This window comes from Caulobacter sp. CCUG 60055, assembly GCF_022750545.1.
Lineage (GTDB): Bacteria > Pseudomonadota > Alphaproteobacteria > Caulobacterales > Caulobacteraceae > PUIC01.
On sequence record NZ_PUIC01000001.1, the window covers coordinates 235,324 to 259,088 of the forward strand.

Genomic DNA, 23,765 nt, shown 5'->3' on the forward strand with positions numbered 1-23,765 from the left:
GTCACGTCGCAGCGGGCCCGGCGTGGCCCAAGAGGGCTCCCACAGCATGTCGCCGACCCCCGGCCTCAAGAACATGCCCGCGCAAGGCGGACCGGCCGAGGCCGGCGGATTGCATGTCGCCGTCATCATGGACGGCAACGGCCGCTGGGCGAAGGCCAGGGGCCTGCCGCGGACGCTCGGCCATCGCGCCGGCGTCAACGCCCTCAAGCGCACGGTCGAGGGCGCGCCGGAATGCGGCGTCTCCCGGCTGACGGTGTTCGGCTTCTCGACCGAGAACTGGCGTCGGCCGGTGCATGAGGTCTCCGAGCTGATGAACCTGCTCAAGAGCTACGTCGAGAGCGATCTCGCCCGGCTCGAGCGGGAAGGGGTGCGGGTGCGCATCCTGGGGCGCCGCGCCGGCCTGCGGCCCGACGTGCTGGAGATCATCGAGCGGGCCGAGCGCCGCACCGAGGCCAACAGCAAGTTCCACCTGCAGGTGGCGTTCAACTATGGCGGCCAGGCCGACATCGCCGACGCCGCGCGCCGCATCGCCGAGGACGCGCGGGCCGGGCGGCTCGATCCCGCCGAGCTCAGCGAGGGCGTCTTCGAATCCTACCTGTCGACCGCCGGCGTCGCCGCGCCCGACCTGATCATCCGCACCAGCGGGGAGCGGCGGCTGTCGAACTTCCTGCTCTGGGAATCGGCCTATTCCGAGCTGGTGTTCCAGGACGTGCTTTGGCCGGACTACGGCCCCGAACACCTGAAGGCGGCCCTGGCGGAGTTCAAGGTGCGGGAGCGCAGATATGGCGGAGCTGACGTCAATGACGTCCTCGCGACCGGCTAGACGGTTCGACTGGTCCAATCTGGGCGTCCGCGTCGCTTCCGCCACGGTCCTGATCCCGGCGGTCGTGGCGGCGGTGTGGTTCGGCGGCGCGCTGTTCCTGCTGATGGTCGCCCTGGCCGTGTCGCTGCTGGCGCTCGAATGGGGCAAGATGACCGCTCCGGCCGCTTCCGGGCGGATCGCCGTCGCCGTCGCCGTCGCCGTCCTCGCCGCCGTGTTCGGGACCTATCTGGGCTGGTCGCAGGCGGCCTGGCTGATCGCCGCCGCCGGGGCCGCCGGGGCGGCGGCCTACGCCCGGACCATAGGCCAACGTCCGATGGACGTGGCGTTCGGGGTGATCTATTTCGCGCCCGCCTGCATCGCCATCACCTGGCTGCGCGGCATGCCGCAGCCGATCAGCTGGACCATCCTGCTGTTCGCGGTGACCTGGTCCGCCGACATCTTCGCCTTCCTTGGCGGCAGCGTCCTCAAGGGCCCCAAGCTGTGGCCGCGTTTCTCGCCGAACAAGACCTGGTCTGGCTTCTTCGCGGGGCTGGTCGGGGCCGCCGCCGCCGCCGCCGCCGTGGCGGCGTTCTCCACCGCCAAGCTCAGCCTGCCGGCGGCCATCGTGGTCGGGCTGGTCGGCGGACTGGCGACCATGGCCGGCGACCTGTGGGAATCGATGTTGAAGCGTCGGTTCGGGGTCAAGGATTCCGGCGACCTGATCCCTGGCCACGGCGGCCTGCTGGACCGGGTCGACGGGCTGATGTTCGCGGTGATGGCCATCTGCGCCGCCCGCCTGGTCTCCTATGCGGGATGGGGACATTGAGCGCGCCGCGCCGGATCGTCGTCCTCGGATCGACCGGCTCGGTCGGCGTCTCCACGCTCGACCTGATGGCCCAGGCGTCGAGCTGCGGCTCGGCCGAGGTCGAGGTGGTCGCCCTGACGGCGGGCGCCAATGTCGAGCGCCTGGCCGAACAGGCGCTGCGTTGGCGGCCGCAGACGGCGGTGATCGGCGACGAACGCCTCTATGGCGAGCTCAAGGCGCGGCTGGAAGGCTCGGGCGTCCGCGCCGCCGCCGGGCGCGCGGCGGTCGTCGAGGCGGCCGCCATGCCGTCGGACTGGGTGATGTCGGCCATCGTCGGCGCGGCTGGCCTGGAGCCGACCCTGGCCGCCGCCCGCACCGGCGCGGTCGTCGCCCTGGCCAACAAGGAAAGCCTGGTCTGCGCCGGGCCGGCGCTGCTGTCGGCCGCCCGCGCCGCCGGCGGGGCGGTGATCCCCGTCGATTCCGAGCACTCGGCCATCTTCCAGGTGCTGCAGCCCGACTGCGCCGGCCGGGTGTCGCGCCTGATCCTGACCGCATCCGGCGGGCCTTTCCGCACCTGGACGCGCGAGGCCATGGCCCGCGCGACGCCGGCCGAGGCGGTGGCCCATCCCAATTGGTCGATGGGCGCCAAGATTTCGATCGATTCCGCCACCATGATGAACAAGGGCCTCGAAATGATCGAGGCGTCCTACCTGTTCTCCACGCCGCCGGGGCGCATCGACGTGTTGATCCATCCGCAATCGATCGTGCACAGCCTGGTGGAATATCAGGACGGCTCGACCCTGGCCCAGCTCGGCCCCCCGGACATGCGCGCCCCGATCGCCTGCGCCTTCGCCTGGCCCGACCGGCTGCCGTGGCCGGCGCCCAAGCTCGACCTGGCGGCCCTGGGCGCGCTGACCTTCGAGGCGCCGGACGCCGACCGCTTCCCCGCCATCGACATCGCCAGGACCGCGCTGGTCACCGGCGGCGGCGCCCCGGCGGCCATGAACGCCGCCAACGAGGCGGCGGTCGCGGCCTTCCTTGACCGCCGGATCGGCTTTCTCGATATTGCCTCCGCCGTTTCGGAGACGCTGGACCGGATGAATTCCGGCGGCGACCTGACGCACAGGACGGACGAGGACGCCTTGGAGGCCGCCATGATGACCGACGCCGGCGCGCGGCGCGTCGCCGCCGAGGTCCTGACGCGCTTCGAGCGCGTTCGCGAGGGGACTCCCGCTAGATGATCGATTTCCTGCACGGCGCGCTCACCACGCTCGTTCCCTTCATCTTCGTGCTGACCATCGTGGTCACCGTGCACGAGCTCGGCCATTTCCTCGCCGCCAAGAGCTTCGGGGTGGCCATCGACCGGTTCTCCATCGGTTTCGGCCGGGCCATCCTGCGGTGGCGCGACCGATCGGGCGTCGAATGGCGCATCGGCTGGCTGCCCCTGGGCGGCTATGTCCGCTTCTCGGGCGACGAGAACGCCGCCAGCGTGCCCGACCAGGAGGACCTGGACGACATGCGCGCGCAGATCGTCGCCTCCGAAGGCGACGCGGCGGTCCGGCGCTATTTCCACTTCAAGCCGTTGTGGCAGCGGGCCATCGTGGTCGCGGCCGGGCCGATCGCCAACTTCGTGCTGGCCGCCGTGCTGTTCGGCGCGCTGCTGTGGGCGTTCGGCGAGACCATCCACCCGGCGCGGATCAGCCAGGTCCAGCCGGGCAGCGCCGCCGCCCGCGCAGGCTTCGTCGCCGGCGACGTGGTGCTCAAGGCCGACCGCCGCACCATCCGCAGTTTCGAGGACCTGGAGCGTTACGTCTCGCTGCGCGCCGACATCGCCATCGATTTCACGGTCGAGCGCGGCGCCGGCGTCGTGCATATCGACGCGACGCCCGAGCGGCGGATGAAGGACGACCCCATCGCCGGCCGTCAGGAATCCGGCGTGCTCGGCCTCTATAGCGGCGCGCGGGCCGGCGACATCCGCCACCTGCGCTACGGCCCGATCGAGGCCCTGGGCGCGGGCGCGGCCCGCACCTGGGACGTGCTCGACACCACGCTGTTCTATCTCGGCCGGCTGGTGCGCGGCCAGGTCTCGGCCGACCAGCTCGGCGGCCCCGTGCGCACGGCCCATGTGTCGGGCCTGGTGGCCAAGATGGGCGCCGAGGGCGCGCCCGACCTGGCCGGCCGGCTGATCGGCAGCACGATTTCGCTGCTGTCGTTCACCGCCGTCCTGTCGGTGGGCATCGGCTTCATGAACCTGCTGCCGGTTCCGGTGCTGGACGGCGGCCACTTGCTGTTCTACGCCTACGAATCCGTGGCGCGCCGGCCGGTCGGGGCGAGGGTTCAGGCTGCGAGCTACAGGGTGGGGCTGGCTTTGCTGCTGGCGCTGATGCTGTTCGCGACCTGGAACGACCTCCAAAGGTTGAGCGTGTTTCATTTTCTCAGCGGCCTGTTCTCTTGAACGTCCGCTCCCCGTCGATGGCTGATCGAATGTACAAAACCCGCGCCGCCCGCGCCCGCGTTACGCCGACACGTGTTTTCGTCTCCAGCCTCGCCCTGTTGATGGGAACGAGCGGACTGGTCACGCCCGCCCTGGCCCAGCCGGCCAAGGCCGCGGCCGCCCGCAAGTCGGCGACGCCGGCGCCGGCCGCGACGCCGACGGCGGCTGCGCCAGGCGCGGCCGCTCCCGCCGCCGCTGCTCCGCCGCCGGCCGCCGCGTCGCCCCTCGGCGACCAGACCCAGTCGGGCGTGGTTCAGCGCATCGTCGTGCAGGGCAACGAGCGGATCGAGCAGGGCACCATCCTGTCCTACCTGCCGATCCAGGCGGGCGACACGGTCGGGCCGTCGCAGATCGACCTGGCGCTGAAGACCCTGTTCAAGACCGACCTGTTCGCCGACGTGCGCATCGGGCTGCAAGGCTCGGATCTGGTCGTGCGCGTCGTCGAGAACCCGATCATCAACCAGGTGATCTTCGAGGGGAACAGCCACCTCAAGGAAGACAAGCTGCGCGACGAGGTGACCGTGCGTCCGCGCGGCATCTTCACCCGCGCCAAGGTGCAGCAGGACGTCCAGCGCATCATCGAGCTCTATCGCCGCTCGGGCCGGATTTCGGCGACCGTGACCCCCAAGGTGGTCGAGCTGCCGCAGAAGCGCATCGATCTGGTCTTCGAGATCAACGAAGGCCCCAAGAGCGGCGTGCTGCGGGTCAACTTCCTTGGCAACAAGGAATTCTCGGACAACGACCTGCGCAACGTGGTCGTGACCAAGGAATCGCAGTGGTACAAGTTCCTGACCACCAACGACAACTACGACCCGGACCGCCTGGAGTACGACAAGGAGCAGCTGCGGAAGTACTACCGCAACCGCGGCTTCTACGACTTCCGCGTGGTTTCGGCGGTGGCCGAACTGGCGCCTGACAAGAACGGCTTCGCGGTCACCTACACCATCGACGAGGGGCCGAAATACAAGTTCGGCTCGCTCAAGGTCGAAACCGACGTCAAGAAGCTGGACGGCAACATCCTGCGCCAGCTGCTGCCGATCCGGGAAGGCCAGGTCTATCAGGACGAGAAGATCGAGCAGGCCACCGACGCCCTGACCTTCGCGGCCGGCGCGGCGGGCTTCGCCTTCGTCGACATCCGCCCTCGCTACTCGGCCAACAAGGACACCAAGACCGTCGACGTCGCCTTCGAGGTCAAGGAAGGCCCGCGCGTCTATGTCGACCGCATCGACATCGTCGGCAACGTCCGCACCCTCGACCCGGTGATCCGTCGCGAGATGCGCATCGCCGAGGGCGACGCCTACAACCGCGTGCTGGTCGACCGTTCGAAGAACCAGATCCGCGCCCTGGGCTACTTCAAGGACGTCACCATCGACGAGACGCCGGGCGCGGCGCCGGACAAGACCAACCTGCGCGTCAAGGTTCAGGAACAGCCCACGGGCGAACTGTCCTTCAGCGCCGGCTACAGCTCGGTCGACAAGCTGGTCGTCGACCTCGGCGTCACCGAACGGAACTTCCAGGGGCGCGGCCAGAACCTGCGGGCGCGGATCTCGGTCGGCTCGCTGCGTCAACAGGTCGATTTCGGCTTCACCGAGCCGCGGTTCATGGGCCGCAACCTCAGCGCCGGCGTCGACCTCTACACCTACAAGTACGACTTCACCGACTACGCCGGCTACGAGACGGACTCGACCGGCGGCAACGTCCGGATGGGCTTCCCCCTGACGCAGAACTCGTCGATGTCGGTGCGCTACAGCATCCGCAGCGACGACGTGGTGGTGAACGCCTCGCTCTGCGACGCGGGGACGATCTCGCCGATCCTTTGCGGCCAGCGCGGTTCGCGCCTGACCTCGCTGGTCGGCTATTCCTGGCGGCTGGACCGCCGGAACGATCCGATCAACCCGACCCGCGGCTTCTACACCGACGTCTCGCAGGACTTCGCCGGCGTCGGCGGCGACGTCAAATACCTGCGCACCGAGGTCGACGGCGGCTGGTACTACGGCTTCACGCCCAGCCTGATCTTCAGCGTCATCGGTTCGGCCGGCTACATCGACGGCTACGGCGGCGACGACGTGCGGATCAACGACCGCTTCTACAAGGGCGGCAACACGTTCCGGGGCTTCAAGACCGCCGGCATCGGCCCGCGCGACACCACCTATGACGACGCGCTGGGCGGCAAGTTCTATGCGATCAGCTCGTTCGAGCTGGCGTTCCCGACCTTCCTTCCCGAGCAGTACGGCATCAAGGCGGCGTTGTTCTCGGACATCGGCACCTTGGGCCTGATCGACAGCTCGCAGAAGCAGACCTGCACCACCGCCGGCGTCTGCACCCAGGATCCGAAGATCAAGGACGATCTTGGACTGCGGGCCTCGGCCGGTGTCAGCATCTTCTGGAAGTCGCCGATGGGGCCGATTCGATTCGACCTCAGCCAGGTTCTGGCCAAAGAAGACTACGACAAGACCGAAACCTTCCGATTCTCCACTTCAACCAGGTTCTGATCCAATGACCCTCAAGCAACTGGGCGTGTCCGCCGCCGCCGCGGCCGCCGCTCTTTCGTTCGCATCCATGGCGAACGCCCAAGCCGCCAAGCCGGCGGCCGCTCCCGCCGCCGCCGCGCCGGCTCCGGCCGCCGCCGCCGGCCCGTCGATCCCGGGCGTCTGCATCCTGTCGAACGAGCGCGCCATCGGCACCTCGACGGTCGGCAAGTATGTGATCCAGCGCATGCAGACCATCACCAGCCAGGTGAACGCCGAACTGAACGGCGAGAAGACCTCGATCGACACCGAGGCCAAGTCCCTGGACGGCCAGCGCGCCACCCTGGGCCAGGAAGCCTACGAGCAGAAGGGCCTGGCCCTGCGCCAGCGCGCCAACGGCCTGGAGCGCAAGGCCCAGATCCGCCAGCGCGAGCTGGAAGTGACCGAGCAGAAGGCCCTGGCCCGCGTCGGCCAGGAGATGGACCCGATCGTCAAGGCGGTGTACGCCCAGCGCAACTGCGCGCTGCTGATCGACCGCAACTCGCTGTTCGGCGCCAGCGCCTCGATGGACATCACCGACGCCGTCGTCGCCCAGCTCAACGGCAAGATCACGCAGTTCGCCTTCGACCGCGAGCGGCTTGACCAGCAACCGGCGCAGCCGCAACCGGCCGCCGGCGCCGCCAAGCCGAAGTAAGTCGATTTGCGTGAGGCCATGCGGCCGCGCCAAATTGCGCCGAGAGGACATTGATGCTGGATCCACGTTTCTTTGAAAGCCTGGGTCCGGTTTCCCTCGCGGAGCTTGCGGAACTGACGGGCGCCGAGCTGGTCTCGGCGTCCGTTGCGTCTTTGCAGATCGTCCAGGTCGCCCCGCTCGTCCGGGCTGACCGAGGCTCGATCAGCTTCCTTGGCGATCGGCGCTATCTGCGCGACCTGGCCGCCTCGTCGGCCGGCGCCTGTTTCGTCGCGCCGGGGCAGGCCGACCGGGCGCCGGAAGGTTGCGCGGTGCTGCTGACCGCTCAACCGCAGGCCGCCTACGCGGCGGCGGCCGAGCGTCTGCATCGAGCCAGGGGGCACGCCGTCCAGGACCCGGCGATCCATCCGTCCGCCGAGATCGAGGACGGCGCCGTCCTCGGCCACGGCGTCGTGGTCGGGCCGGGCGCGAAGATCGGCCGTGGGTCGCGGTTGGGCGCCAACACGGTGATCGGTCCGGGCGTGGCCATCGGCCGCGATTGCCGGATCGGCGCCAACGTCTCGATCGGCTTCGCCCTCATCGGCGACCGCGTCACGGTTCTCAGCGGCGCGACGATCGGCGAGCAGGGCTTCGGCGTCGCCGCGGGCCCGAAGGGGCCGATCGACGTGCCGCAACTGGGGCGGGTGCTCGTGCAGGACGGCGTCACCATCGGCGCCAACAGCTGCATCGATCGCGGCGCCTGGGACGACACGGTCATCGGCGAGAACACCAAGATCGATAATCTGGTCCAGGTGGCGCACAATGTCCGGCTAGGGCGCGGCTGCCTGCTGGCGGCCCATACCGGTATTTCCGGCACGGTCACGGTGGGCGACGGCGTCGCCTTCGGCGGACGGGCCGGCGTTGCGGACCATGTCACCATCGGCGCCGGCGCGCAGATCGCCGCCGGAGCCGGGGTCATGAAGAATGTTCCGGCCGCCGAGGTCTGGGGCGGCTTCCCGGCCAGGCCCGTGCGTCGCTGGATGCGCGAGACGGCCTGGTTGCACAGGATGGCCGCGCCGCCGGCGACGGCCAAGGGGGATGACATTGAGTAAGAAAGAAGGGGAGGCCGAGACGCTTCCCACCATCGACATCATGGAGATCCTCAAGCGGATCCCGCATCGTTATCCGTTCCTGCTGGTCGATCGCGCCGAGGAATACCGGCCGCATCAGTCCATCGTCGGCTACAAGTGCGTGACGATGAACGAGCCGTTCTTCCAGGGCCATTTCCCGGGCAATCCGGTGATGCCCGGCGTGCTGATCGTCGAGGCCGTGGCCCAGACCGGCGCGGTGCTGATGTCCAAGTCGCTCGACGCCGACGTCAACGGCAAGACCATCCTGTTCATATCGCTGGACAATTGCCGCTTCCGCCACCCGGTTCGGCCCGGCGACGTGCTGCGCATGGAGGTCAACGTGCTGCGCGCGCGGGCCGAGGCTTTCAAGTTCCGCGGCCGGGCGCTGGTCGGCGACAAGGTCGCCGCCGAAGTCGAGTTCGCCGCCATGGTAGTGGAAAACCGCGCATGACCACGATTCACCCGACCGCCATCGTCGCGGACGGCGCCCGGCTCGGCGCCGACGTCGAGGTCGGGCCCTATTGCATCGTCGGCGGCGAGGTCGTGCTCGCCGACGGCGTGCGCCTGATCTCCCACGTCACCTTGGAAGGCCGCACCGAGATCGGCGAGGCCTGCGTCCTGCACCCCTTCGCTTCGCTGGGCGGCGCGCCGCAGCACCTGGGTCACAAGGGCGAGCCGACCCAGCTGATCGTCGGCCAGCGGAACATTATCCGCGAACACGTGACCATGAACACCGGCACGGTCGGCGGCGGCGGCGTCACCCGCGTCGGCTCCGACGGGCTGTACATGACCGGCTCGCACGTGGCCCACGACTGCGTGGTCGGCGACCACGTGGTCTTCGCCAACAACGCCACCCTGGGCGGGCACGTCCATGTCGGCGACTATGTGTTCATGGGCGGCCTGGCGGCGGCCCACCAATTCACCCGCATCGGCCGCTACTCGTTCATCGGCGGCGTCAGCGCGGTGACCAAGGACATCATCCCCTACGGCTCGGTGTGGGGCGTCCACGCCCACCTGGAGGGCCTGAACCTGGTCGGGCTCAAGCGGCGGGGCTTCACGCGCGAGGCGATCAACGACCTCCGCTCGGCCTATCGGTTGCTGTTCGCCGACGAAGGCACCTTCCAGGAGCGCCTGGAGGACGTCGCCAACGCCTTCGCCGGGTCGGCGGAGGTGATGGAGATCGTCGGGTTCATCCGCGCCGAGGCCAACCGTCCGTTGTGCCTGCCCCGGAACGACGACTGACGTCATGCGCAAGCTGGGTCTCATCGCCGGCGGCGGCGCCCTGCCCAGGGAAGTCGCCGAACACTGCGTCAACGCCGGACGGCCGCTCTATGTGCTGCGGCTGAAGGGTTTCGCCGATCCCGAGATGGACGAGTTCGACGGGCTCGAGGTCGGGCTGGCCGAACTGGGCAAGTCGATCAAGGCGCTGAAGGCCGAGAACTGCCAGGCCATCTGTTTCGCCGGCGTCGTCGACCGTCCCGATTTCGCCGCGCTCAAGCCGGACCTGCGTGGTCTCGCGGCCCTGCCGGGGGCCATCGCCGCCGCGCGCAAGGGCGATGACGCGCTGCTCCGCTTCATCGTCCATGAGTTCGAACGCGAGGGCTTCGCCGTCGAGGGCGCGCACGAGGTGGTCGACGACCTGACGCTGCCGCAAGGCGTGCTCGGCCAGGTCGCCCCGCGCGAGGCTGACCAGGCCGATATCGCCAGGGCGCTCGAGGTGGCCCGCGCCATCGGCCAGTTGGACGTCGGCCAAGGCGCCGTCGTCGTGCACGGCCTGGTGCTGGCGGTGGAGGCGCAGGAAGGCACCGACGCCATGCTGGTCCGCTGCGCCCAATTGCCGAGCGCCCTGCGCGGCGCGCCGGAAGCCCCGGCGGGGGTCCTGGCCAAGGCCCCCAAGCCGATCCAGGAGCGCCGGGTCGATCTGCCGACCATCGGCGTGGCGACGGTGCGCGGCGCGGCCCGCGCCGGCCTGGCCGGCATAGTCGGGGAGGCGGGGGCGTTGCTGGTGCTCGACCGCGAGGCGGTGATCCGCACCGCCGACGAACTGGGCCTGTTCATCTACGGCGCGCCGGCGCAGTCGGCATGACGGCGCGGCCGGCCTGCGTCATGCTGGTCGCCGCCGAGGCGTCGGGCGACGCCCTGGGCGCGGGGCTGGCCCGCGCGCTGCGCCGGCGGCTGGGAGACAAGGTCCGTTTCGTCGGCGTCGGCGGCGCCCTGATGGCCAAGGAGGGCGTCGACAGCCCCTTCGATATCGCCGAGCTGTCGGTCCTGGGGTTGTTCGAGGGACTGGCGGCCTATGGCCGCGTCGTGCGGCGCGCCGACGAGACCGCCGCCCTGGCGGCGCGCGAGCGGCCGGACGTCGCCGTCCTCATCGATTCCTGGGGGTTCACGCTGCGGGTCGCCAAGCGCCTGCGCCGGCTGAACCCCAAGCTGCCCCTGGTCAAGTACGTCGCGCCGCAGGTCTGGGCCTCGCGGCCCGGCCGCGCCAAGACGCTGGCGGGGGCGGTCGATCACCTGTTGTCGATCAACGCTTTCGACGCGCCCTATTTCGAGCGCGAGGGCCTGCCGGTCACCTTCGTCGGCAACTCGGCCCTGGCCAAGGATTTCTCGGCCGCTGATCCGCGCCGCCTGCGCGACCATATCGGCGCCGGGCCCGACGATCCGATCCTGCTGGTCCTGCCGGGCAGCCGTCCGGCCGAGATCGCCCGGGTCATGCCGCCGTTCGAGGACGCGGTGAACCTGCTCAAGGCCGATCGGCCGAAGCTGCAGGTGGTGGTTCCGGCGGCCTCCACCGTCGTCGACGCGGTGCGCGCCCGCGTCGCCGGCTGGCCGCACCGCGCCCATGTGATCGAGGACGACGGGCTCAAGCTCGACGCCATGAAGGCCGCGACGCTCGCCCTGGCCTGCAGCGGCACCGTCACCACCGAGCTGGCCCTGGCCGGTTGCCCGATGGTGGTCGGCTACCGGATCGGCGACCTGACCCACGCCGTGCTCAAGCACCTGATCCGCACGCCCTACATCACCTTGTTCAACATCGCCGCCCAGGCCTTCGTCGCGCCCGAACTGGTGCAGTCGGAATGCACCGGCCCCAAGCTGGCGGCCGAGCTGGCGCGGCGGCTCGACGATCCGGCCCTGCGCGAGGCGCAGGTCGCCGCCCAGTTCGCGGCCCTCGACAAGATGGGGCGGGGCGGTCCCGACCCCGCCGAGGCGGCGGCGGCGGCGGTGATCGCCGTCCTCGACCGGCAGGCCGCCGGCCGCACGTTGGAAGCCTGAAACGAAAGACGCCGCCGGATCGCTCCGGCGGCGTCGGTCTTCGCGGGTCGCGCGACGAGGCTTAGCCGCGCTTGTCGATGGCGAGATAGTCCCGATGCGTCGCGCCGGTGTAGAGTTGGCGCGGGCGGCCGATCTTGCGCTGGGGATCTTCGAACATTTCCTTCCACTGGCTGATCCAGCCGACGGTGCGGGCCAGGGCGAACAGCACGGTGAACATGTTGCTGGGGAAGCCCATCGCCCGCAGGGTGATGCCCGAATAGAAGTCGATGTTCGGATAGAGCTTGCGGTCGACGAAGTAGGGGTCGTTGAGCGCGATCTTTTCCAGCTCCATGGCGATCTGGAGCAGCGGATCGTTGCCGTGGCCGAGCAGATCGAGCACTTCGTGGCAGGTCTTTTGCATGACCTTGGCGCGCGGGTCGTAGTTCTTGTAGACCCGGTGGCCGAAGCCCATCAGCTTGTATTTGCGGTCTTTGACGCCCTGGACGTAGTCCTTGATGTTGTCGACGCTGCCGATGACCTGGAGCATCTCCAGGGCTTCCTGGTTCGCCCCGCCATGGCTCGGGCCCCACAGGCAGGCGATGCCGGCGGCGATGCAGGCGAACGGGTGCGCGCCCGACGAGCCGGCTAGCCGGACGGTCGAGGTCGAGGCGTTCTGCTCGTGGTCGGCGTGCAGGATGAAGATGCGGTCCATGGCGCGGGTCAGGACGGGATTGGGCTTCCAGTCCTCGGCCGGCACGCTGAAGCTCATGCGCAGGAAGTTCTCGGCGTAGGACAGGTCGTTGCGCGGCGACACGAACGGGCGGCCCTGGCTGTACTGGAAGGCGCGCGCGGCGATGGTCGGCATCTTGGCGATCAGGCGGTGGGCGCTGATCTCGCGTTGCTTGGGATCGTCGACGTTGAGGCTGTCGGCGTAGAAGGCCGACAGGGCGCCGACCGCGCCGGTCATGATCGCCATCGGGTGCGCGTCGGACCGGAAGCCCGAGAAGAACCGGTCGAACTGCGCGTGCAGCATGGTGTGGTAGGTGATGTTGCGCTCGAACTCGGCGAACTCGGGCGCGGTCGGCAGCTCGCCGTTCAGCAGCAGGTAGCAGACTTCGAGGAAGCTCGACTTCTCGGCCAACTGGTCGATGGGGTAGCCGCGGTGCAGCAGCACGCCGGCGTCGCCGTCGATATAGGTGATCTTGCTTTCGCAGCTGGCGGTCGAGGTGAAGCCCGGGTCATAGGTGAAGACGTCGGCCTCGCCGTAGAGCTTTCGAACGTCGACTACGTCCGGACCCGTGGACCCCTTCAGGATCGGCAGGTCGTAGCTCTTGTCGCCGATATTCAGCGTGGCCTTGTCGGTCATACCCAAGTCCCTTCGCAATTCAGCCGCGGGGAGGCGGCCATACAGTTGTTCGGTTGGCGTTATAACGCCTTACGCCGCTTGTGAAAGAGCATCGTCCAGCCGGCCGAGGCTCTCGTCCTGGCCGAGCGCGGCGAGGGCGCTGGCCAGGTCGGGCGCCGTGGCGCCGCCGGACAGCACGCCGCGCAGGGCCGGCCCGAACTTGCCCAGGCCCACGCCCTCGGCCTCGGCGAATTCACGCAGCTGCGCCTCCAGCGCCGGCAGGCTCCAGTCGCCCGCCGAGGCCAGCCGTTGACGCAAACGCCCGAGGCGCGCGCGGGTTTCCTCGGTGAGCAGGCCGACGGTCTTGTCCGACAGCGGCACGGGGCGGGCCTTGAGCGCGAAATCGGTCAGGTCGGCCAGGGCGGGAATGGTCTTGGCCCCTTCCTTGACCAGCGGAATGGTGCGGGCCAGCCGCGCCTCGGCGTCCGTCGGGACGGGGCGGTCCTGGCGGCGCAGATCGCCCAGCACCAGCCCGGCCAGCCGCGCGTCGTCGGCCGCGCGGATGTATTGGCCGTTGATGAAGTTGAGCTTGTCCCAATCCAGGCGGGCCGGCGCGCGCACCACGTCGGCGACGTCGAACCATTCGATCGCCTGGGCGTCGGAGAACACCTCGTCGTCGCCGTGGCCCCAGCCGAGGCGGGCGAGATAGTTGCGCATGGCCTCGGGCAGGTAGCCCATGTCGGCGAAGTCGCCGACCGCCTGGGCGCCGTGGCGCTTGGACAGCTTGGCCCCGTCCGGTCCGTGGATCAGCGGGATGTGGGCGAAGGCGGGGACTTCGAAGCCCAGCGCCTGATAGATCAGGGTCTGGCGGGCGGCGTTGTTCAGGTGGTCGTCGCCGCGGATGACGTGGGTCACGCCCATGTCGTGGTCGTCGACCACGACGGCGAGGTTGTAGGTCGGCGCGCCGTCTGAGCGCAGCAGCACCAGATCGTCCAGTTCGCGGTTCTGGAACCGCACCGGCCCCTTGACCAGGTCGTCGACGACGGTCTCGCCTTCCAGCGGGCCCTTGAAGCGGACGACATAGGGCTCGTTGCTGTCGGCGACCGGCTCGCGGTCGCGCCAGACCGAACGGATGGCCCGGCCCTCGGCCCGCGCCTTCTCGCGTTCGACCTCAAGCTCCTCGACGGTCATGTAGCAGCGGTAGGCGCGCCCGGCCTGCAGCAACTGCTGCACGGCCTCGCGATGGCGGTCGGCGCGCGAGAACTGGAACACCGGTTCGGCGTCCGATTTCAGGCCCAGCCAGTCCAGCCCGTCGAAGATCGCCTTCACCGCGGCCTCGGTCGAACGCTCGCGGTCCGTATCCTCGACGCGAATAAGGAAGGTTCCTCCACAATGGCGTGCATAAAGCCAGTTGAACAGGGCGGTGCGGGCGCCGCCAATATGCAGGTAGCCGGTGGGGGAAGGGGCGAAACGGGTGACGACGCCTTTGGGGGACGACGTGGGGCGCTCGGACATCGATAGCCTGGAAGATGGTGAAAAAACGGCCGCGCGATCGCGGGCGGGGCGTCTTAACACGCGCCGCCGCCGCGTTCCTAGCCTTGGGCGTCTGGCGGGGTGTTTCGCAAGGAGGCGGCGGCCCAGCTCGACCGCTGGAAGCTGTGGACGCCGCTGGCGTTCGGCGGCGGCGCGGCCGTCTATTTCGCCCTGCCGGCCGAGCCGCCTCTGTGGGCGGCGCTGACGCCGGCGCTGCTGCTGTCCGCCCTGGCGGCGATGTCCCGGCGCGCGGCCTGGAGCCGGGCGGCGGTGGCGGCGACGACGCTGGTCGCTCTGCTGGCCTGCGGCTTCCTGGCGGCCGAGGTCCGGACGGTCCGCGTCGCCGCGCCCGTCGCGCCGGTGCTGAACGGGGTGACGGTCGAGGGCTGGGTGATCGACGTCGCCGCGCCCGGCGTCGGCGGCGGAAGGGCCGTGATCGCCCCGGTCCGGATCTCCGGTCTCGCGCCCGAGGCGACGCCCAAGCGGATCAGGCTGACCATGCCGCCCGACGCCGTCCTCGGGCCGGGCATGGGCGTCAGGGTCCGCGCCCGGCTGACGCCGCCGCCGCCGCCCGCCAGCCCCGGCGCCTATGATTTCGCCCGCAACGCCTGGTTCGATGGGGTCGGCGGCGTCGGCTACGCGCTGTCGCGGCCGCTTGCGATCACCTTGCCCGAGCCGTCGGCGCGGCTGGCCCTGACCTTGCGGATCAACGCCGCGCGGTGGCTGTTGTCGCGCCGCATCGCCGACGAGATGAGCCCGGCGTCGCAGGGGCTGGGGGTGGCGATGATCACCGGCCACGGCGCATGGCTGACCGACCAGACCCAGAGCGACCTGCGCGATTCCGGCCTCGCCCACATCATCTCGATCTCCGGCGTGCACATGGCCATCGTCGGCGGGTTCGTGTTCGTCCTTGTGCGGATGGCCTTCGCCCTGTGGCCGTGGGCGGCGGTGCGGGTGTCGGGCAAGAAGGCGGCGGCCGCGGTGGGGCTGGCCGCGGTGCTGGTCTATCTGGTCGTCTCCGGCGCGCCGCCGCCGGCGGAACGCTCGGCCATCACCGCCGTCGTCGCCTTCGGCGCGATCCTGGCCGACCGCCGGGCCATCAGCCTGCACGCCCTGGCCCTGGCCGCGCTGGGCATCCTGACGGTGCAGCCCGAGGCCATCGTCGAGCCGGGGTTTCAGATGTCCTTCGCCGCCACGGCGGCCCTGGTGGCGCTGGCCGAGGCCTGGCCTCGGCGCTCGCGGGCCATCAACGCCCCCTGGCCGATCCGGCTGATCCAGAGCGCGGCCGCCTGGCTGGGGATCAGCCTGGCGGCGAGCTTCGTCGCCGGACTGGCGACCGGGCCTTTCGCCATGCAGGATTTCAACCGCACCGCGCTCTACGGCTTGCCCGCCAACCTGCTGACCGAGCCGTTGTCGAGCTTCGTCATCATGCCGGCCCTGGCCGTGGGGGCGGCGCTGGCGCCGCTCGGCCTGGGCAAGCCGTTCCTGTTCGTCGCCGGCAAGGGGATCGAGGTGATGATCCTGGCGGCGGGCTGGTTCGCCCATATGCCGCACGCGGTGATGACCGTCGCCAGCGCCCCGGCCGTCGCCTTGCCGACCGCGTTCGTGGGCCTGCTGTGGATGTGCCTTTGGAAGGGGCGCCTGAGATGGCTGGGCCTGCCCGCCGCCCTGGCGGTGAACCTCTGGCCGCGGCCGCCGGCCCCGGACGTCTGGATCAACGCCGAAGGCTCGGCCGCCGCCATGCGCGAGGGACGCACGGCGGTGCTGATGCGCCCCGACGTCAAGCTGTTCGCGGCGACGCTGTGGGCGCGGCGGCGCGGCCTGGCCTTCCCGGAGAACCCCGAGGCGGCGCGCGACGAACGGTTCGACTGCAACCGTCGCCGCTGCCTGGCCAAGCGGCCCGGCGCCGTGGCCGGCTGGTGGAGCGTGAAGCCTCCGACCGAGGAGGTCTTTCGACAGTTATGTTCGGGGGCGGCCGTGGTGGTGATCCGGGCCGAGCCGCCGGCGGGCGGGGCCCCTTGCCAGGCGTTGGTGCTGACAGGCGCCGACTTCCGGCGCGGCGGCTCGGCCGAACTCTATCGCGTGGGAACGGGCTGGCGCATCGTCTGGGCGCAGGACCTGCGCGGCCGGCGGCCGTGGACCGCCGGACCTAGTGATAACGGCGGATGAGGCCGACCATCTTGCCCTGCACCTCGACCTGGTCGGGGCCGAAGATGCGGGTCTCGTAGGCCGGGTTCGCCGCCTCCAGCGCGATGGAGGCGCCCTTGCGGCGCAGACGCTTCAAGGTGGCTTCCTCGCCCATGACCAGCGCCACGACGATGTCGCCGGAATTGGCGGTGTCGCCCTTGCGCACCACCACGTAGTCGCCGTCGAGAATGCCGGCGTTGATCATCGAATCGCCCTGGACCTCGAGGACGAAATGCTCGCCGGCCCCCAGCATGGTTTCCGGGACGATCAGGCGGTCGCGCTCGTGCTGGATCGCCTCGATCGGCGTGCCGGCGGCGATGCGGCCGAGGATGGGCAGGTCGCGCACGTCGTTGGCGACGGCGGGCAAGGGCGGCGCGGCGGGGCGGTCGCCCTCGACCACCTGCGGCTTGAAGGCCTGGCGTCCCTTGGCCGGGGCGGCGGTCGTGGCCTGCTGCGGCAGTTTGACGACCTCCAGCGCCCGGGCCCGATGGGCGAGGCGGCGAATGAAGCCGCGCTCCTCGAGGGCGGTGATCAGCCGGTGGATGCCCGACTTCGACGCCAGGTCGAGGGCTTCCTTCATCTCGTCGAACGACGGCGAGACGCCGGTCTCCTTGATGCGCTCATGAATGAACATGAGCAGCTCGTGCTGTTTACGCGTGAGCATGATGGAGCGCCCTTGAGAACAAACCACGAATATCTGTGGATGTTCTCTAAGCGTTCTTCGTTAATGTCAAGTGAAGTCAGGTCGCGCCCAGGAGCGCCCTTGTGGCGGCCTCGACGTCGGCCTGCCGCATCAGGCTTTCGCCGACCAGCATGGCCGTCGCGCCGGCGCGTTCGAGGCGCGCGGCGTCCGCCGCCGCGAACAGGCCGCTTTCCGTGACCAGCAAGGCGTCGGCGGGCGTGCGCGCGGCCAGGCGTTCGGTGACGGCGAGGTCGACGACGAAGGTTTTCAGGTCGCGATTGTTGACCCCGACAAGGTCGGCGCCGAGCCGGCCGGCGCGGTCCATCTGGGCCTCGTCATGAACCTCGACCAGGGCGTCCATGCCGAATCGGGCGGCCTCGGCCATCAGGTCGGCGGCCAGGGAATCGTCGACCATGGCCAGAATCACCAAGACGGCGTCGGCGCCCAGGGCCCGCGATTCGGCCACTTGCCAGGGATCGACCAGGAAATCCTTACGGATGCAGGGTAGGTCGACCGCCGCGCGCGCCGCTGTCAGGAAGGGGTCGGCGCCGTGAAAGCTGGGCCCGTCGGTCAGCACCGACAGGCAGGCCGCGCCGCCGGCGGCGTAGGCGCGGGCGAGGGCGGGCGGGTCGAAGTCGGCGCGGATCAGCCCCTTGGACGGGCTGGCCTTCTTGATCTCGGCGATCAGGGCCAGCCGGCCGGGCGCATGGGCGGCCTGCAGCGCCCGCCGGAAGCCGCGCGGGGCCGAGGCGACCTTGGCGGCGGCGTCGATCTCGGCCTGCGGGCGGGCGGCCTTGCGGGCGACGACATCTTCGCGCTTATAGGCGGCGATCTTGGCGAGGATGTCGGTCATCGGCCGTTGGTGATCTCGATCAGGCGGTTGAGCACGGCCCTGGCGCGGCCGTCGTCGATGGCGGCGGCGGCCAGCGCCACGCCGTCGTGCAGGGTTTCGACCTTTTCGGCGACCAGGAACGCGGCGGCGGCGTTGAGCAGCACGATGTCGCGATAGGCTCCGTCGGCGCCGTCGAGCAGGGCGCTCAGGGCCTGGGCGTTCTGGTCGGGATCGCCGCCGCGCAGGTCGGCCAGGGCCCAGCGCCGCAGGCCCACCGCCTCGGGGGTGATGTTGAAGAAGCGGACGCCGCCCTCGCGCCATTCGCAGACCTGGGTGGCGCCGGTGACGGTCATCTCGTCCATGCCCGAGCCGTGCACGGTCCAGGCCCGTTCCGAGCCGAGCGCGCCGAGCACGCGGGCCAGGGGCTCGAGCAGGCGGGTGTCGTAGACGCCCAGCACCTGGCGCTGGGCGCCGGCGGGATTGGACAGCGGTCCCAGCAGGTTGAAGATGGTGCGGAAGCCGAGGTCGGCTCGGATCGGCAGGACGTGGCGCATCGCCCCGTGGTGGGCGGGCGCGAACAGGAAGCAGATGCCGATCTCGTCCAGCGCCCTGCGCGACTGCTCGAGCGTGGCCTCGACCTTGACCCCCAGCGAGGCCAGCACGTCGGACGAGCCCGAACGCGAGGAGAGCGCCCGGTTGCCGTGCTTGGCCACCTTGAGCCCGCCGGCGGCGGCGACCAGGGCCGAGGCGGTGGAGATGTTGAGCGTGTGCAGGCCGTCGCCGCCCGTGCCGCAGGTGTCGATCACCTGATAGGGATGGTCGAGGGTCACGGATTCACGGCGCATGGCCCGGGCGCAGGCGGCGATCTCGCCCACCGTCTCGCCGCGCAGGCGCATGGCGGTCACGGCGGCGGCCACCTGGGCCGGCGTCGGCTCGCCGCGCAGGCAGGCGGCGAAGAACTCGTCGGCGTCTGTCTCCGACAGGGTCTGGCCGTCGGCGAGCTTGGCCAGCAGGGGCTTGAAGGCGTCGGACATGGCGGCCTAGGCGGCGGTCTGGACGCGCTCGACCCCGGCGAGGTCGAGGAAGTTGGCCAACAGGTCGTGGCCGCCCTCGGTGGCGATGGATTCGGGGTGGAACTGCACGCCGTGGATCGGGCGGGTGCGGTGCTGGAAGCCCATGATCTCCCCGTCGTCGGTCCAGGCGGTGACCTCCAGCTCGGCCGGCAGGGTGTCGCGCCCGACCGACAGGCTGTGGTAGCGGGTGGCGACGAAGCCGTCGCGCAGGCCCTTGAACAGGCCCTTGCCGTCGTGGCGGATCTCGCTGGTCTTGCCGTGCATCAGGGCCTTGGCGCGCACGACCTCGCCGCCATAGGCCTGGCCGATCGCCTGGTGGCCGAGGCAGACGCCGAGGATCGGCAGGTCGTCCGGCGCGCCCCGCAGCAGCGGCAGGCAGATGCCGGCCTGGTCGGGCGCCTTGGGGCCGGGCGACAGCAGCACCGCCTCGGGCTTGAGCGCCAGCGCCTCCTGCACGGTCAGGGCGTCGTTGCGGACGACGCGCGTCGTCGCGCCCAGCTCGTTCAGGTAGTGGACGAGGTTGTAGGTGAAGCTGTCGTAGTTATCGATCACCAGGATCATGGGTCAGGCCTTTCGCGCCCAGCCTTCTAGGCCGCGCGGGACGGCCCGCCAAGGGGGCGGCGCGGCGACGGCGGCGCGAACGGGGCGATCTCGGCGGAATCGGCTTAGCCTCGAAGGCGGACCGCTTTCGAAGTCGACCGCATGCCCGACGATCCGTTCTCCGCCGCCATGACCAAGGCCAGGATCTGGCTGGAGCCGTCCTCGCGCCCCGAAAGGGCCTGGCCGGCGGTGCTGGCCGCCAGCTTCTTCGCCGTCTGCGCCATGGGCTTCGCGGTGGCGGCGATCCTGGCCCCGCCGGTCAGCCTCAGCCACGCCGCCGCCGCACGGAACGTCTCCGAATAGTCAGGCGAAGCGCCAGGCCTCCTCGGCCGCGCGCCGCAGGGCCCGCGACTTGTGCAGGGTCTCTTCGTACTCGGCGTCCGGGTCGCTGTCGGCCACCACGCCGCCGCCGGCCTGGACGTACATCGTTCCGTCCTTGAACAGGGCGGTGCGCAGCAGGATGCAGGTGTCGACGGCGCCGTCGCAGCCGATGTAGCCAGCGGCCCCGGCGTAGCCCAGGCCGCGCTTTTCGACCTCCAGCTCGTCGATGATCTCCATCGCCCGCACCTTGGGCGCGCCGGACACGGTGCCGGCGGGCAGGGCGGCCATCAGCACGTCGACCGGATCGACGCCTTCCGGCGCCTCGCCCTCGACGTTGGAGACGATGTGCATGACGTGGCTGTAGCGCTCGATGGTGAAGCTCTGCGTCACCCGCACGTTGGGATGGCGGGGCGAGGGCGGGGCGTTGCCGCCGTCGCGCAGGGCCGCGACCCGGCCGACGTCGTTGCGGCCCAGGTCCAGCAGCATCAGGTGCTCGGCCCGCTCCTTGGGGTCGGCCAGCAGTTCGCGCTCCAGCGCCAGATCCTCGTCCGGGGTCTTGCCGCGCGGGCGGGTGCCGGCGATCGGGCGGATGGTGATCTTGCCGTCGCGCAGGCGGACCATGATCTCGGGACTGGAGCCGGCCAGCTGGAAGCCGCCGAAGTTCAGGTAGAACAGGAACGGCGAGGGGTTGAGCCGGCGCAGCGAGCGGTAGAGCGCGAACGGATCGAGGGCGAAGGGCGCGCGGAAGCGGTGGCTGGGCACCACCTGGAAGATGTCGCCGGCCCCGATATAGGCCTTGGCCTTCTCGACGATCTCGCCATAGCCCGTCCGGTCGAGGGGCGAGGTGAAGGCCGCCTGATCCAGCGGCGCGCGGATGGGCGCGTGCTGCAACGGGCGGCGCAGGTCGGCCACCGTGTCCTCCAGCCGGCCGCAGGCGGCGGCGTAGGCGGCTTCGGCGGTGCGTTCCGAGGGGCGCACGCTGGTGACCAGGATGATCTCCTGGCCGATGGAATCGAAGACGGCGACCACGGACGGGCGCATCATCACCCCGTCCGGCAGGCCCAGCGGGTCGGGATTGACGTCGGGCAGGCGCTCGACCAGCCGGACCATGTCGTAGCCGATCGCGCCGAAAACCCCGGCCGACATCGGCGGCAGGCCCTCGGGCAGGTTGATGCGCGAGCGGGCGACCACGTCGCGCAGGCTGTCCAGGGCCCCGCCCGGCTGGCGATGGAAGACCCCGCGCTCGATGTCGGCGCCCTCGGCGATCTCGGCCTGGTCGCCGTGGCAGCGCCAGACCAGATCGGGCTTCATGGCCACGATCGAATAGCGGCCGCGCCAGGCGCCGCCCTCGACGGACTCGAACAGGAACGCGTAGGGGCGACCGTGGCCGATCTTCAGATAGGCCGAGACCGGGGTCTCGAGATCGTCGACCAGCCGGGTCCAGACCAGTTGCGGCTGGCCGGAATCGTAGACGCCGCGGAAATCGCCGAAAGCCGGTTCGAAGCTCACCCCGCGCGCTCCGGCGTCTTGGGCTGGTCCTTGGCCTTCTTGGTGTCGATCGGGGCGACGCCCAGGGCCGAGCGGGCCTTGTTCTGGTCGGTGCGCACCTTGACCAGCTGGCCGGCGGCGAGGCGGGCGCGCTCGCCCATCTCCTGAAGCAGCTGCATGGTCACCTGCGGGCGCTGGGCCTCGGCGATGCGGGCGGCCTGGGCCGTCGGCCCGGGCTGGATGGCGTCGACCTTGCCGACGGCGAAGCCGAACGGATTGGCCTGGCCGATCAGGACGTCGCCGGCCTTGGCGCCGAACAGCTTGTTGAGCAGGTCGGGGCTGAGCGCCTGGTTCTGGCGGGCGTTGACGCGGTCGACGCCGATGGCGTGGCTGACCGGCGCGCCGAAGGCGGCGGCGACCGCCTCGACGCTCTCGCCCTTGCGGACGCGGGCGGCCAGCTCGTTGGCCTTGGCCTCCATCAGCTTGGCCGTCTCGCGCATCAGGAAGTAGCGGGTCAGGGGCGCGCGCACCTCGTCGAGGCCGGGCAGGGCGGGGGGCAGGATCTTCTCGACGCGGACGGCGTAGTATTCGCCGCCGCCCTCGTCCTCGACGTCGCTTTCGCCGCCCTCCGGCAAGGCGAAGGCGGCCTTGAGCATCTTTTCGCTCAGGCCCGGCACGGGCTTGCCCGTACCGTCCGCGCCGCTCTGGCTGACCGGGGCGAGGCTGAGGGCCGAGGCCCCGACCTTGGCGGCCGCTTCCGACAGGTTGGCGCCGGCCGAACGGGCGTCCTCGTACTTCTGGACGACGTCGTAGATCTTCTGTTGCGCCGCGTCCTTCTTGAGCTGGGCCTCCAGCTCGGGCTTGGCCTCCTCGAAGGTCTTGGCCTTGCCGGGGGTGATCTTGCCGAGCTTGACGACGGCCCAGCCCAGTTCGCCCTGGATCGGCTGGCTGACCTGGCCCTCGGCCAGGGCGAAGGCGGCGTCGGCGACCTTGCGGTCGGGCACGGCGGCCTTGGGGGTGTCGGCCAACTGCACCGGAGGCTTGCCCAGGGCGCGGGCGACGGCGGCCGGGTCCTCGCCCTTGCCCAGGCGGGCGGCGGCGGCGGCGGCGGCCTTGGCGTCCGGCGCCAGCAGCACGGTCATCGACCGCTTCTCAGGCGTCGACAGCGAGTCCTTGCGGAAGTTGTAGAGCTTTTCCAGGTCCTTGGGATCGGCGGTCATCGACGGCGTCAGCGCCTTGGTGCTGAAGCGCACGATGGTCAGGCCGCGCAACTCGGGCTTGGTCAGCTGGGCGGCGTTTTCCTTCATGAAGGCGGTCAGCTGGGCGTCGGTGGGGGCGCCGGGCTTGGCGACCTTGGCCGGGTCGACCACGAAATAGGTCAGGTTGCGGTTCTCCAGCCCCAGGGCGGCGTAGAGCGCGGTGTAGATGCGCGGCGCGCGGAAGCCGGCCACGGCGCCGGCGCTGTACTGGGCGTCGGCGATCTCGTCGCGGAAGATGGACTCGGCCTTGGCCGGGGTCAGGCCGTTCTCGGCCAGGATCGACTGATAGGCCTTCTGGTCGAACTTGCCGCTGATCGGGTCGAAGAACTGCGGGTTCTTGCGGATCTGGTCGACGATCAACTGGGCCGAGGGGCGCAGGCCGTCCTTGGCCAGCACCGCCATGTAGGCCTCGTTGGCGGCGACTTCGGTCAGCAGCTGCTGGTCGAGGCCGTGCGCGACGGCGTCGTCATAGCTGATCGGCTGGCCCGACCGCTGCTCGGCCTGCTTCTTGGCGTTGTCGAACATCCGCTTGAAATCCGCGGAGGACACCTGGCGCGTGCCGGCGCTGACCACGGCGTCGCTGATCTTGCCCTTGAAGACGTCGTGCACGCCGAAGATGGCGAAGCTGACGATCAGAAGGCCGATCAGGGCGGTGGCCACCCAGGACTTCGCGAAGTTGCGGACTGCGGCGAGCATTCGACGGAGAACCCCTTGAGCGGCCGCGGAAGGCGCGGCTCTTAGCGGCGGGTATAGTAGAGCCGGAGGCGCTCCGGCAAGGCGGCGGGCGTGGACTTCGGCGCGGGGTTGTCTTAGGGCGGACAAAA

Annotated in this window: 21 protein-coding genes; 13 read left to right on the forward strand and 8 right to left on the reverse strand. The window is 70.3% G+C overall.

All coding sequences use genetic code 11. The features are described 5' to 3' along the window. Nucleotides 1–46: 46 nt before the first annotated feature. The 11 genes from uppS to lpxB are packed head-to-tail and all read left to right on the forward strand — an operon-like array spanning nucleotide 47 to nucleotide 11,642. A complete protein-coding gene (gene uppS, locus C5708_RS01080; protein WP_242916920.1) occupies nucleotides 47–823 on the forward strand; it encodes a polyprenyl diphosphate synthase in 777 nt (258 codons plus the stop codon). Next, on the forward strand, nucleotides 801–1,628 hold the full coding sequence (locus C5708_RS01085; RefSeq protein ID WP_242916922.1) for a phosphatidate cytidylyltransferase: 828 nt from the start codon (nucleotides 801–803) through the stop codon (nucleotides 1,626–1,628). Before uppS ends, C5708_RS01085 begins: the two co-directional genes overlap by 23 nt. Next, nucleotides 1,616–2,848 (forward strand): 1-deoxy-D-xylulose-5-phosphate reductoisomerase, encoded by a 1,233-nt coding sequence (gene dxr / locus C5708_RS01090; RefSeq protein ID WP_242916924.1) that lies wholly within the window; start codon nucleotides 1,616–1,618, stop codon nucleotides 2,846–2,848. Before C5708_RS01085 ends, dxr begins: the two co-directional genes overlap by 13 nt. Continuing rightward, on the forward strand, nucleotides 2,845–4,062 hold the full coding sequence (locus tag C5708_RS01095; protein ID WP_242916926.1) for a M50 family metallopeptidase: 1,218 nt from the start codon (nucleotides 2,845–2,847) through the stop codon (nucleotides 4,060–4,062). Before dxr ends, C5708_RS01095 begins: the two co-directional genes overlap by 4 nt. Before the next feature lie 29 nt (nucleotides 4,063–4,091). Further along, the gene (gene bamA, locus C5708_RS01100; RefSeq protein ID WP_242916928.1) at nucleotides 4,092–6,593 is read left to right on the forward strand and encodes an outer membrane protein assembly factor BamA; all 2,502 of its coding nucleotides are present in this window, start codon (nucleotides 4,092–4,094) and stop codon (nucleotides 6,591–6,593) included. A gap of 4 nt (nucleotides 6,594–6,597) precedes the next feature. Next, nucleotides 6,598–7,263 carry an OmpH family outer membrane protein gene (locus C5708_RS01105; protein ID WP_242916930.1) on the forward strand — a complete coding sequence of 222 codons (666 nt, stop codon included), beginning with the start codon at nucleotides 6,598–6,600 and terminating at the stop codon, nucleotides 7,261–7,263. A 53-nt stretch (nucleotides 7,264–7,316) separates the two neighbouring features. Beyond that, complete coding sequence (lpxD, locus tag C5708_RS01110; RefSeq protein ID WP_242916932.1) at nucleotides 7,317–8,351, forward strand: UDP-3-O-(3-hydroxymyristoyl)glucosamine N-acyltransferase; 1,035 nt, start codon at nucleotides 7,317–7,319, stop codon at nucleotides 8,349–8,351. A 40-nt stretch (nucleotides 8,352–8,391) separates the two neighbouring features. After that, nucleotides 8,392–8,820, forward strand: coding sequence for a 3-hydroxyacyl-ACP dehydratase FabZ (gene fabZ / locus C5708_RS01115; protein ID WP_242918028.1), 429 nt, complete (start codon nucleotides 8,392–8,394; stop codon nucleotides 8,818–8,820). Continuing rightward, nucleotides 8,817–9,611 (forward strand): acyl-ACP--UDP-N-acetylglucosamine O-acyltransferase, encoded by a 795-nt coding sequence (gene lpxA, locus C5708_RS01120; RefSeq protein ID WP_242916934.1) that lies wholly within the window; start codon nucleotides 8,817–8,819, stop codon nucleotides 9,609–9,611. Before fabZ ends, lpxA begins: the two co-directional genes overlap by 4 nt. 4 nt (nucleotides 9,612–9,615) lie before the next feature. Beyond that, nucleotides 9,616–10,455 (forward strand): UDP-2,3-diacylglucosamine diphosphatase LpxI, encoded by an 840-nt coding sequence (gene lpxI / locus C5708_RS01125; protein ID WP_242916936.1) that lies wholly within the window; start codon nucleotides 9,616–9,618, stop codon nucleotides 10,453–10,455. After that, nucleotides 10,452–11,642, forward strand: coding sequence for a lipid-A-disaccharide synthase (gene lpxB, locus C5708_RS01130; RefSeq protein WP_242916938.1), 1,191 nt, complete (start codon nucleotides 10,452–10,454; stop codon nucleotides 11,640–11,642). Before lpxI ends, lpxB begins: the two co-directional genes overlap by 4 nt. Before the next feature lie 61 nt (nucleotides 11,643–11,703). Here the strand turns inward: lpxB and gltA are convergent, their stop codons facing one another. Beyond that, complete coding sequence (gene gltA, locus C5708_RS01135) at nucleotides 11,704–12,987, reverse strand: citrate synthase (protein ID WP_242916944.1); 1,284 nt, start codon at nucleotides 12,985–12,987, stop codon at nucleotides 11,704–11,706. 69 nt (nucleotides 12,988–13,056) lie between these two features. Further along, on the reverse strand, nucleotides 13,057–14,481 hold the full coding sequence (gene gltX, locus C5708_RS01140) for a glutamate--tRNA ligase (RefSeq protein WP_242916946.1): 1,425 nt from the start codon (nucleotides 14,479–14,481) through the stop codon (nucleotides 13,057–13,059). A gap of 99 nt (nucleotides 14,482–14,580) precedes the next feature. Between gltX and C5708_RS01145 the strand changes: the two genes are divergently transcribed. Then, nucleotides 14,581–16,668 (forward strand): ComEC/Rec2 family competence protein, encoded by a 2,088-nt coding sequence (locus C5708_RS01145; RefSeq protein WP_242916948.1) that lies wholly within the window; start codon nucleotides 14,581–14,583, stop codon nucleotides 16,666–16,668. Here C5708_RS01145 and lexA read toward each other — a convergent pair. The 4 genes from lexA to C5708_RS01165 form a co-directional block, all read right to left on the reverse strand. Beyond that, on the reverse strand, nucleotides 16,649–17,350 hold the full coding sequence (gene lexA / locus C5708_RS01150; protein ID WP_242916950.1) for a transcriptional repressor LexA: 702 nt from the start codon (nucleotides 17,348–17,350) through the stop codon (nucleotides 16,649–16,651). The genes C5708_RS01145 and lexA overlap by 20 nt on opposite strands. Before the next feature lie 76 nt (nucleotides 17,351–17,426). Further along, nucleotides 17,427–18,221: an indole-3-glycerol phosphate synthase TrpC gene (gene trpC, locus C5708_RS01155; protein ID WP_242916952.1), complete on the reverse strand. Its 795-nt coding sequence runs from the start codon at nucleotides 18,219–18,221 to the stop codon at nucleotides 17,427–17,429. Further along, nucleotides 18,218–19,234, reverse strand: a complete 1,017-nt coding sequence (gene trpD / locus C5708_RS01160) for an anthranilate phosphoribosyltransferase (protein WP_242916954.1) — start codon at nucleotides 19,232–19,234, stop codon at nucleotides 18,218–18,220. Before trpD ends, trpC begins: the two co-directional genes overlap by 4 nt. 6 nt (nucleotides 19,235–19,240) lie before the next feature. Beyond that, nucleotides 19,241–19,834 (reverse strand): aminodeoxychorismate/anthranilate synthase component II, encoded by a 594-nt coding sequence (locus tag C5708_RS01165; RefSeq protein ID WP_242916956.1) that lies wholly within the window; start codon nucleotides 19,832–19,834, stop codon nucleotides 19,241–19,243. 141 nt (nucleotides 19,835–19,975) lie between these two features. On the opposite strand from C5708_RS01165, the gene C5708_RS01170 reads away from it, so the two are divergent. Then, nucleotides 19,976–20,176: a hypothetical protein gene (locus C5708_RS01170; RefSeq protein WP_242916958.1), complete on the forward strand. Its 201-nt coding sequence runs from the start codon at nucleotides 19,976–19,978 to the stop codon at nucleotides 20,174–20,176. On the opposite strand, the gene trpE is transcribed toward C5708_RS01170, so the two are convergent. Together trpE and C5708_RS01180 are read right to left on the reverse strand one after the other, a co-directional pair. Then, a complete protein-coding gene (gene trpE / locus C5708_RS01175) occupies nucleotides 20,177–21,703 on the reverse strand; it encodes an anthranilate synthase component I (RefSeq protein ID WP_242916960.1) in 1,527 nt (508 codons plus the stop codon). Next, nucleotides 21,700–23,637: a peptidyl-prolyl cis-trans isomerase gene (locus tag C5708_RS01180; protein ID WP_242916962.1), complete on the reverse strand. Its 1,938-nt coding sequence runs from the start codon at nucleotides 23,635–23,637 to the stop codon at nucleotides 21,700–21,702. The genes trpE and C5708_RS01180 overlap by 4 nt, the downstream gene beginning before the upstream one ends. Between the last annotated feature and the right edge of the window lie 128 nt (nucleotides 23,638–23,765).

Bases quoted from the DNA above. Each gene is read 5' to 3' on its own strand.
- C5708_RS01165 (WP_242916956.1), bottom strand. From the start codon at position 19,834: ATGATCCTGGTGATCGATAACTACGACAGCTTCACCTACAACCTCGTC.
- bamA (WP_242916928.1), top strand. From the start codon at position 4,092: ATGTACAAAACCCGCGCCGCCCGCGCCCGCGTTACGCCGACACGTGTT.
- trpC (WP_242916952.1), bottom strand. From the start codon at position 18,221: ATGACCGACATCCTCGCCAAGATCGCCGCCTATAAGCGCGAAGATGTC.
- lpxI (WP_242916936.1), top strand. From the start codon at position 9,616: ATGCGCAAGCTGGGTCTCATCGCCGGCGGCGGCGCCCTGCCCAGGGAA.
- trpD (WP_242916954.1), bottom strand. From the start codon at position 19,234: ATGTCCGACGCCTTCAAGCCCCTGCTGGCCAAGCTCGCCGACGGCCAG.
- lpxD (WP_242916932.1), top strand. From the start codon at position 7,317: ATGCTGGATCCACGTTTCTTTGAAAGCCTGGGTCCGGTTTCCCTCGCG.
- gltA (WP_242916944.1), bottom strand. From the start codon at position 12,987: ATGACCGACAAGGCCACGCTGAATATCGGCGACAAGAGCTACGACCTG.
- C5708_RS01105 (WP_242916930.1), top strand. From the start codon at position 6,598: ATGACCCTCAAGCAACTGGGCGTGTCCGCCGCCGCCGCGGCCGCCGCT.
- uppS (WP_242916920.1), top strand. From the start codon at position 47: ATGTCGCCGACCCCCGGCCTCAAGAACATGCCCGCGCAAGGCGGACCG.
- lpxB (WP_242916938.1), top strand. From the start codon at position 10,452: ATGACGGCGCGGCCGGCCTGCGTCATGCTGGTCGCCGCCGAGGCGTCG.
- gltX (WP_242916946.1), bottom strand. From the start codon at position 14,481: ATGTCCGAGCGCCCCACGTCGTCCCCCAAAGGCGTCGTCACCCGTTTC.
- lexA (WP_242916950.1), bottom strand. From the start codon at position 17,350: ATGCTCACGCGTAAACAGCACGAGCTGCTCATGTTCATTCATGAGCGC.
- C5708_RS01170 (WP_242916958.1), top strand. From the start codon at position 19,976: ATGCCCGACGATCCGTTCTCCGCCGCCATGACCAAGGCCAGGATCTGG.
- C5708_RS01085 (WP_242916922.1), top strand. From the start codon at position 801: ATGACGTCCTCGCGACCGGCTAGACGGTTCGACTGGTCCAATCTGGGC.
- fabZ (WP_242918028.1), top strand. From the start codon at position 8,392: ATGGAGATCCTCAAGCGGATCCCGCATCGTTATCCGTTCCTGCTGGTC.
- C5708_RS01095 (WP_242916926.1), top strand. From the start codon at position 2,845: ATGATCGATTTCCTGCACGGCGCGCTCACCACGCTCGTTCCCTTCATC.
- lpxA (WP_242916934.1), top strand. From the start codon at position 8,817: ATGACCACGATTCACCCGACCGCCATCGTCGCGGACGGCGCCCGGCTC.
- C5708_RS01180 (WP_242916962.1), bottom strand. From the start codon at position 23,637: ATGCTCGCCGCAGTCCGCAACTTCGCGAAGTCCTGGGTGGCCACCGCC.
- dxr (WP_242916924.1), top strand. From the start codon at position 1,616: ATGGGGACATTGAGCGCGCCGCGCCGGATCGTCGTCCTCGGATCGACC.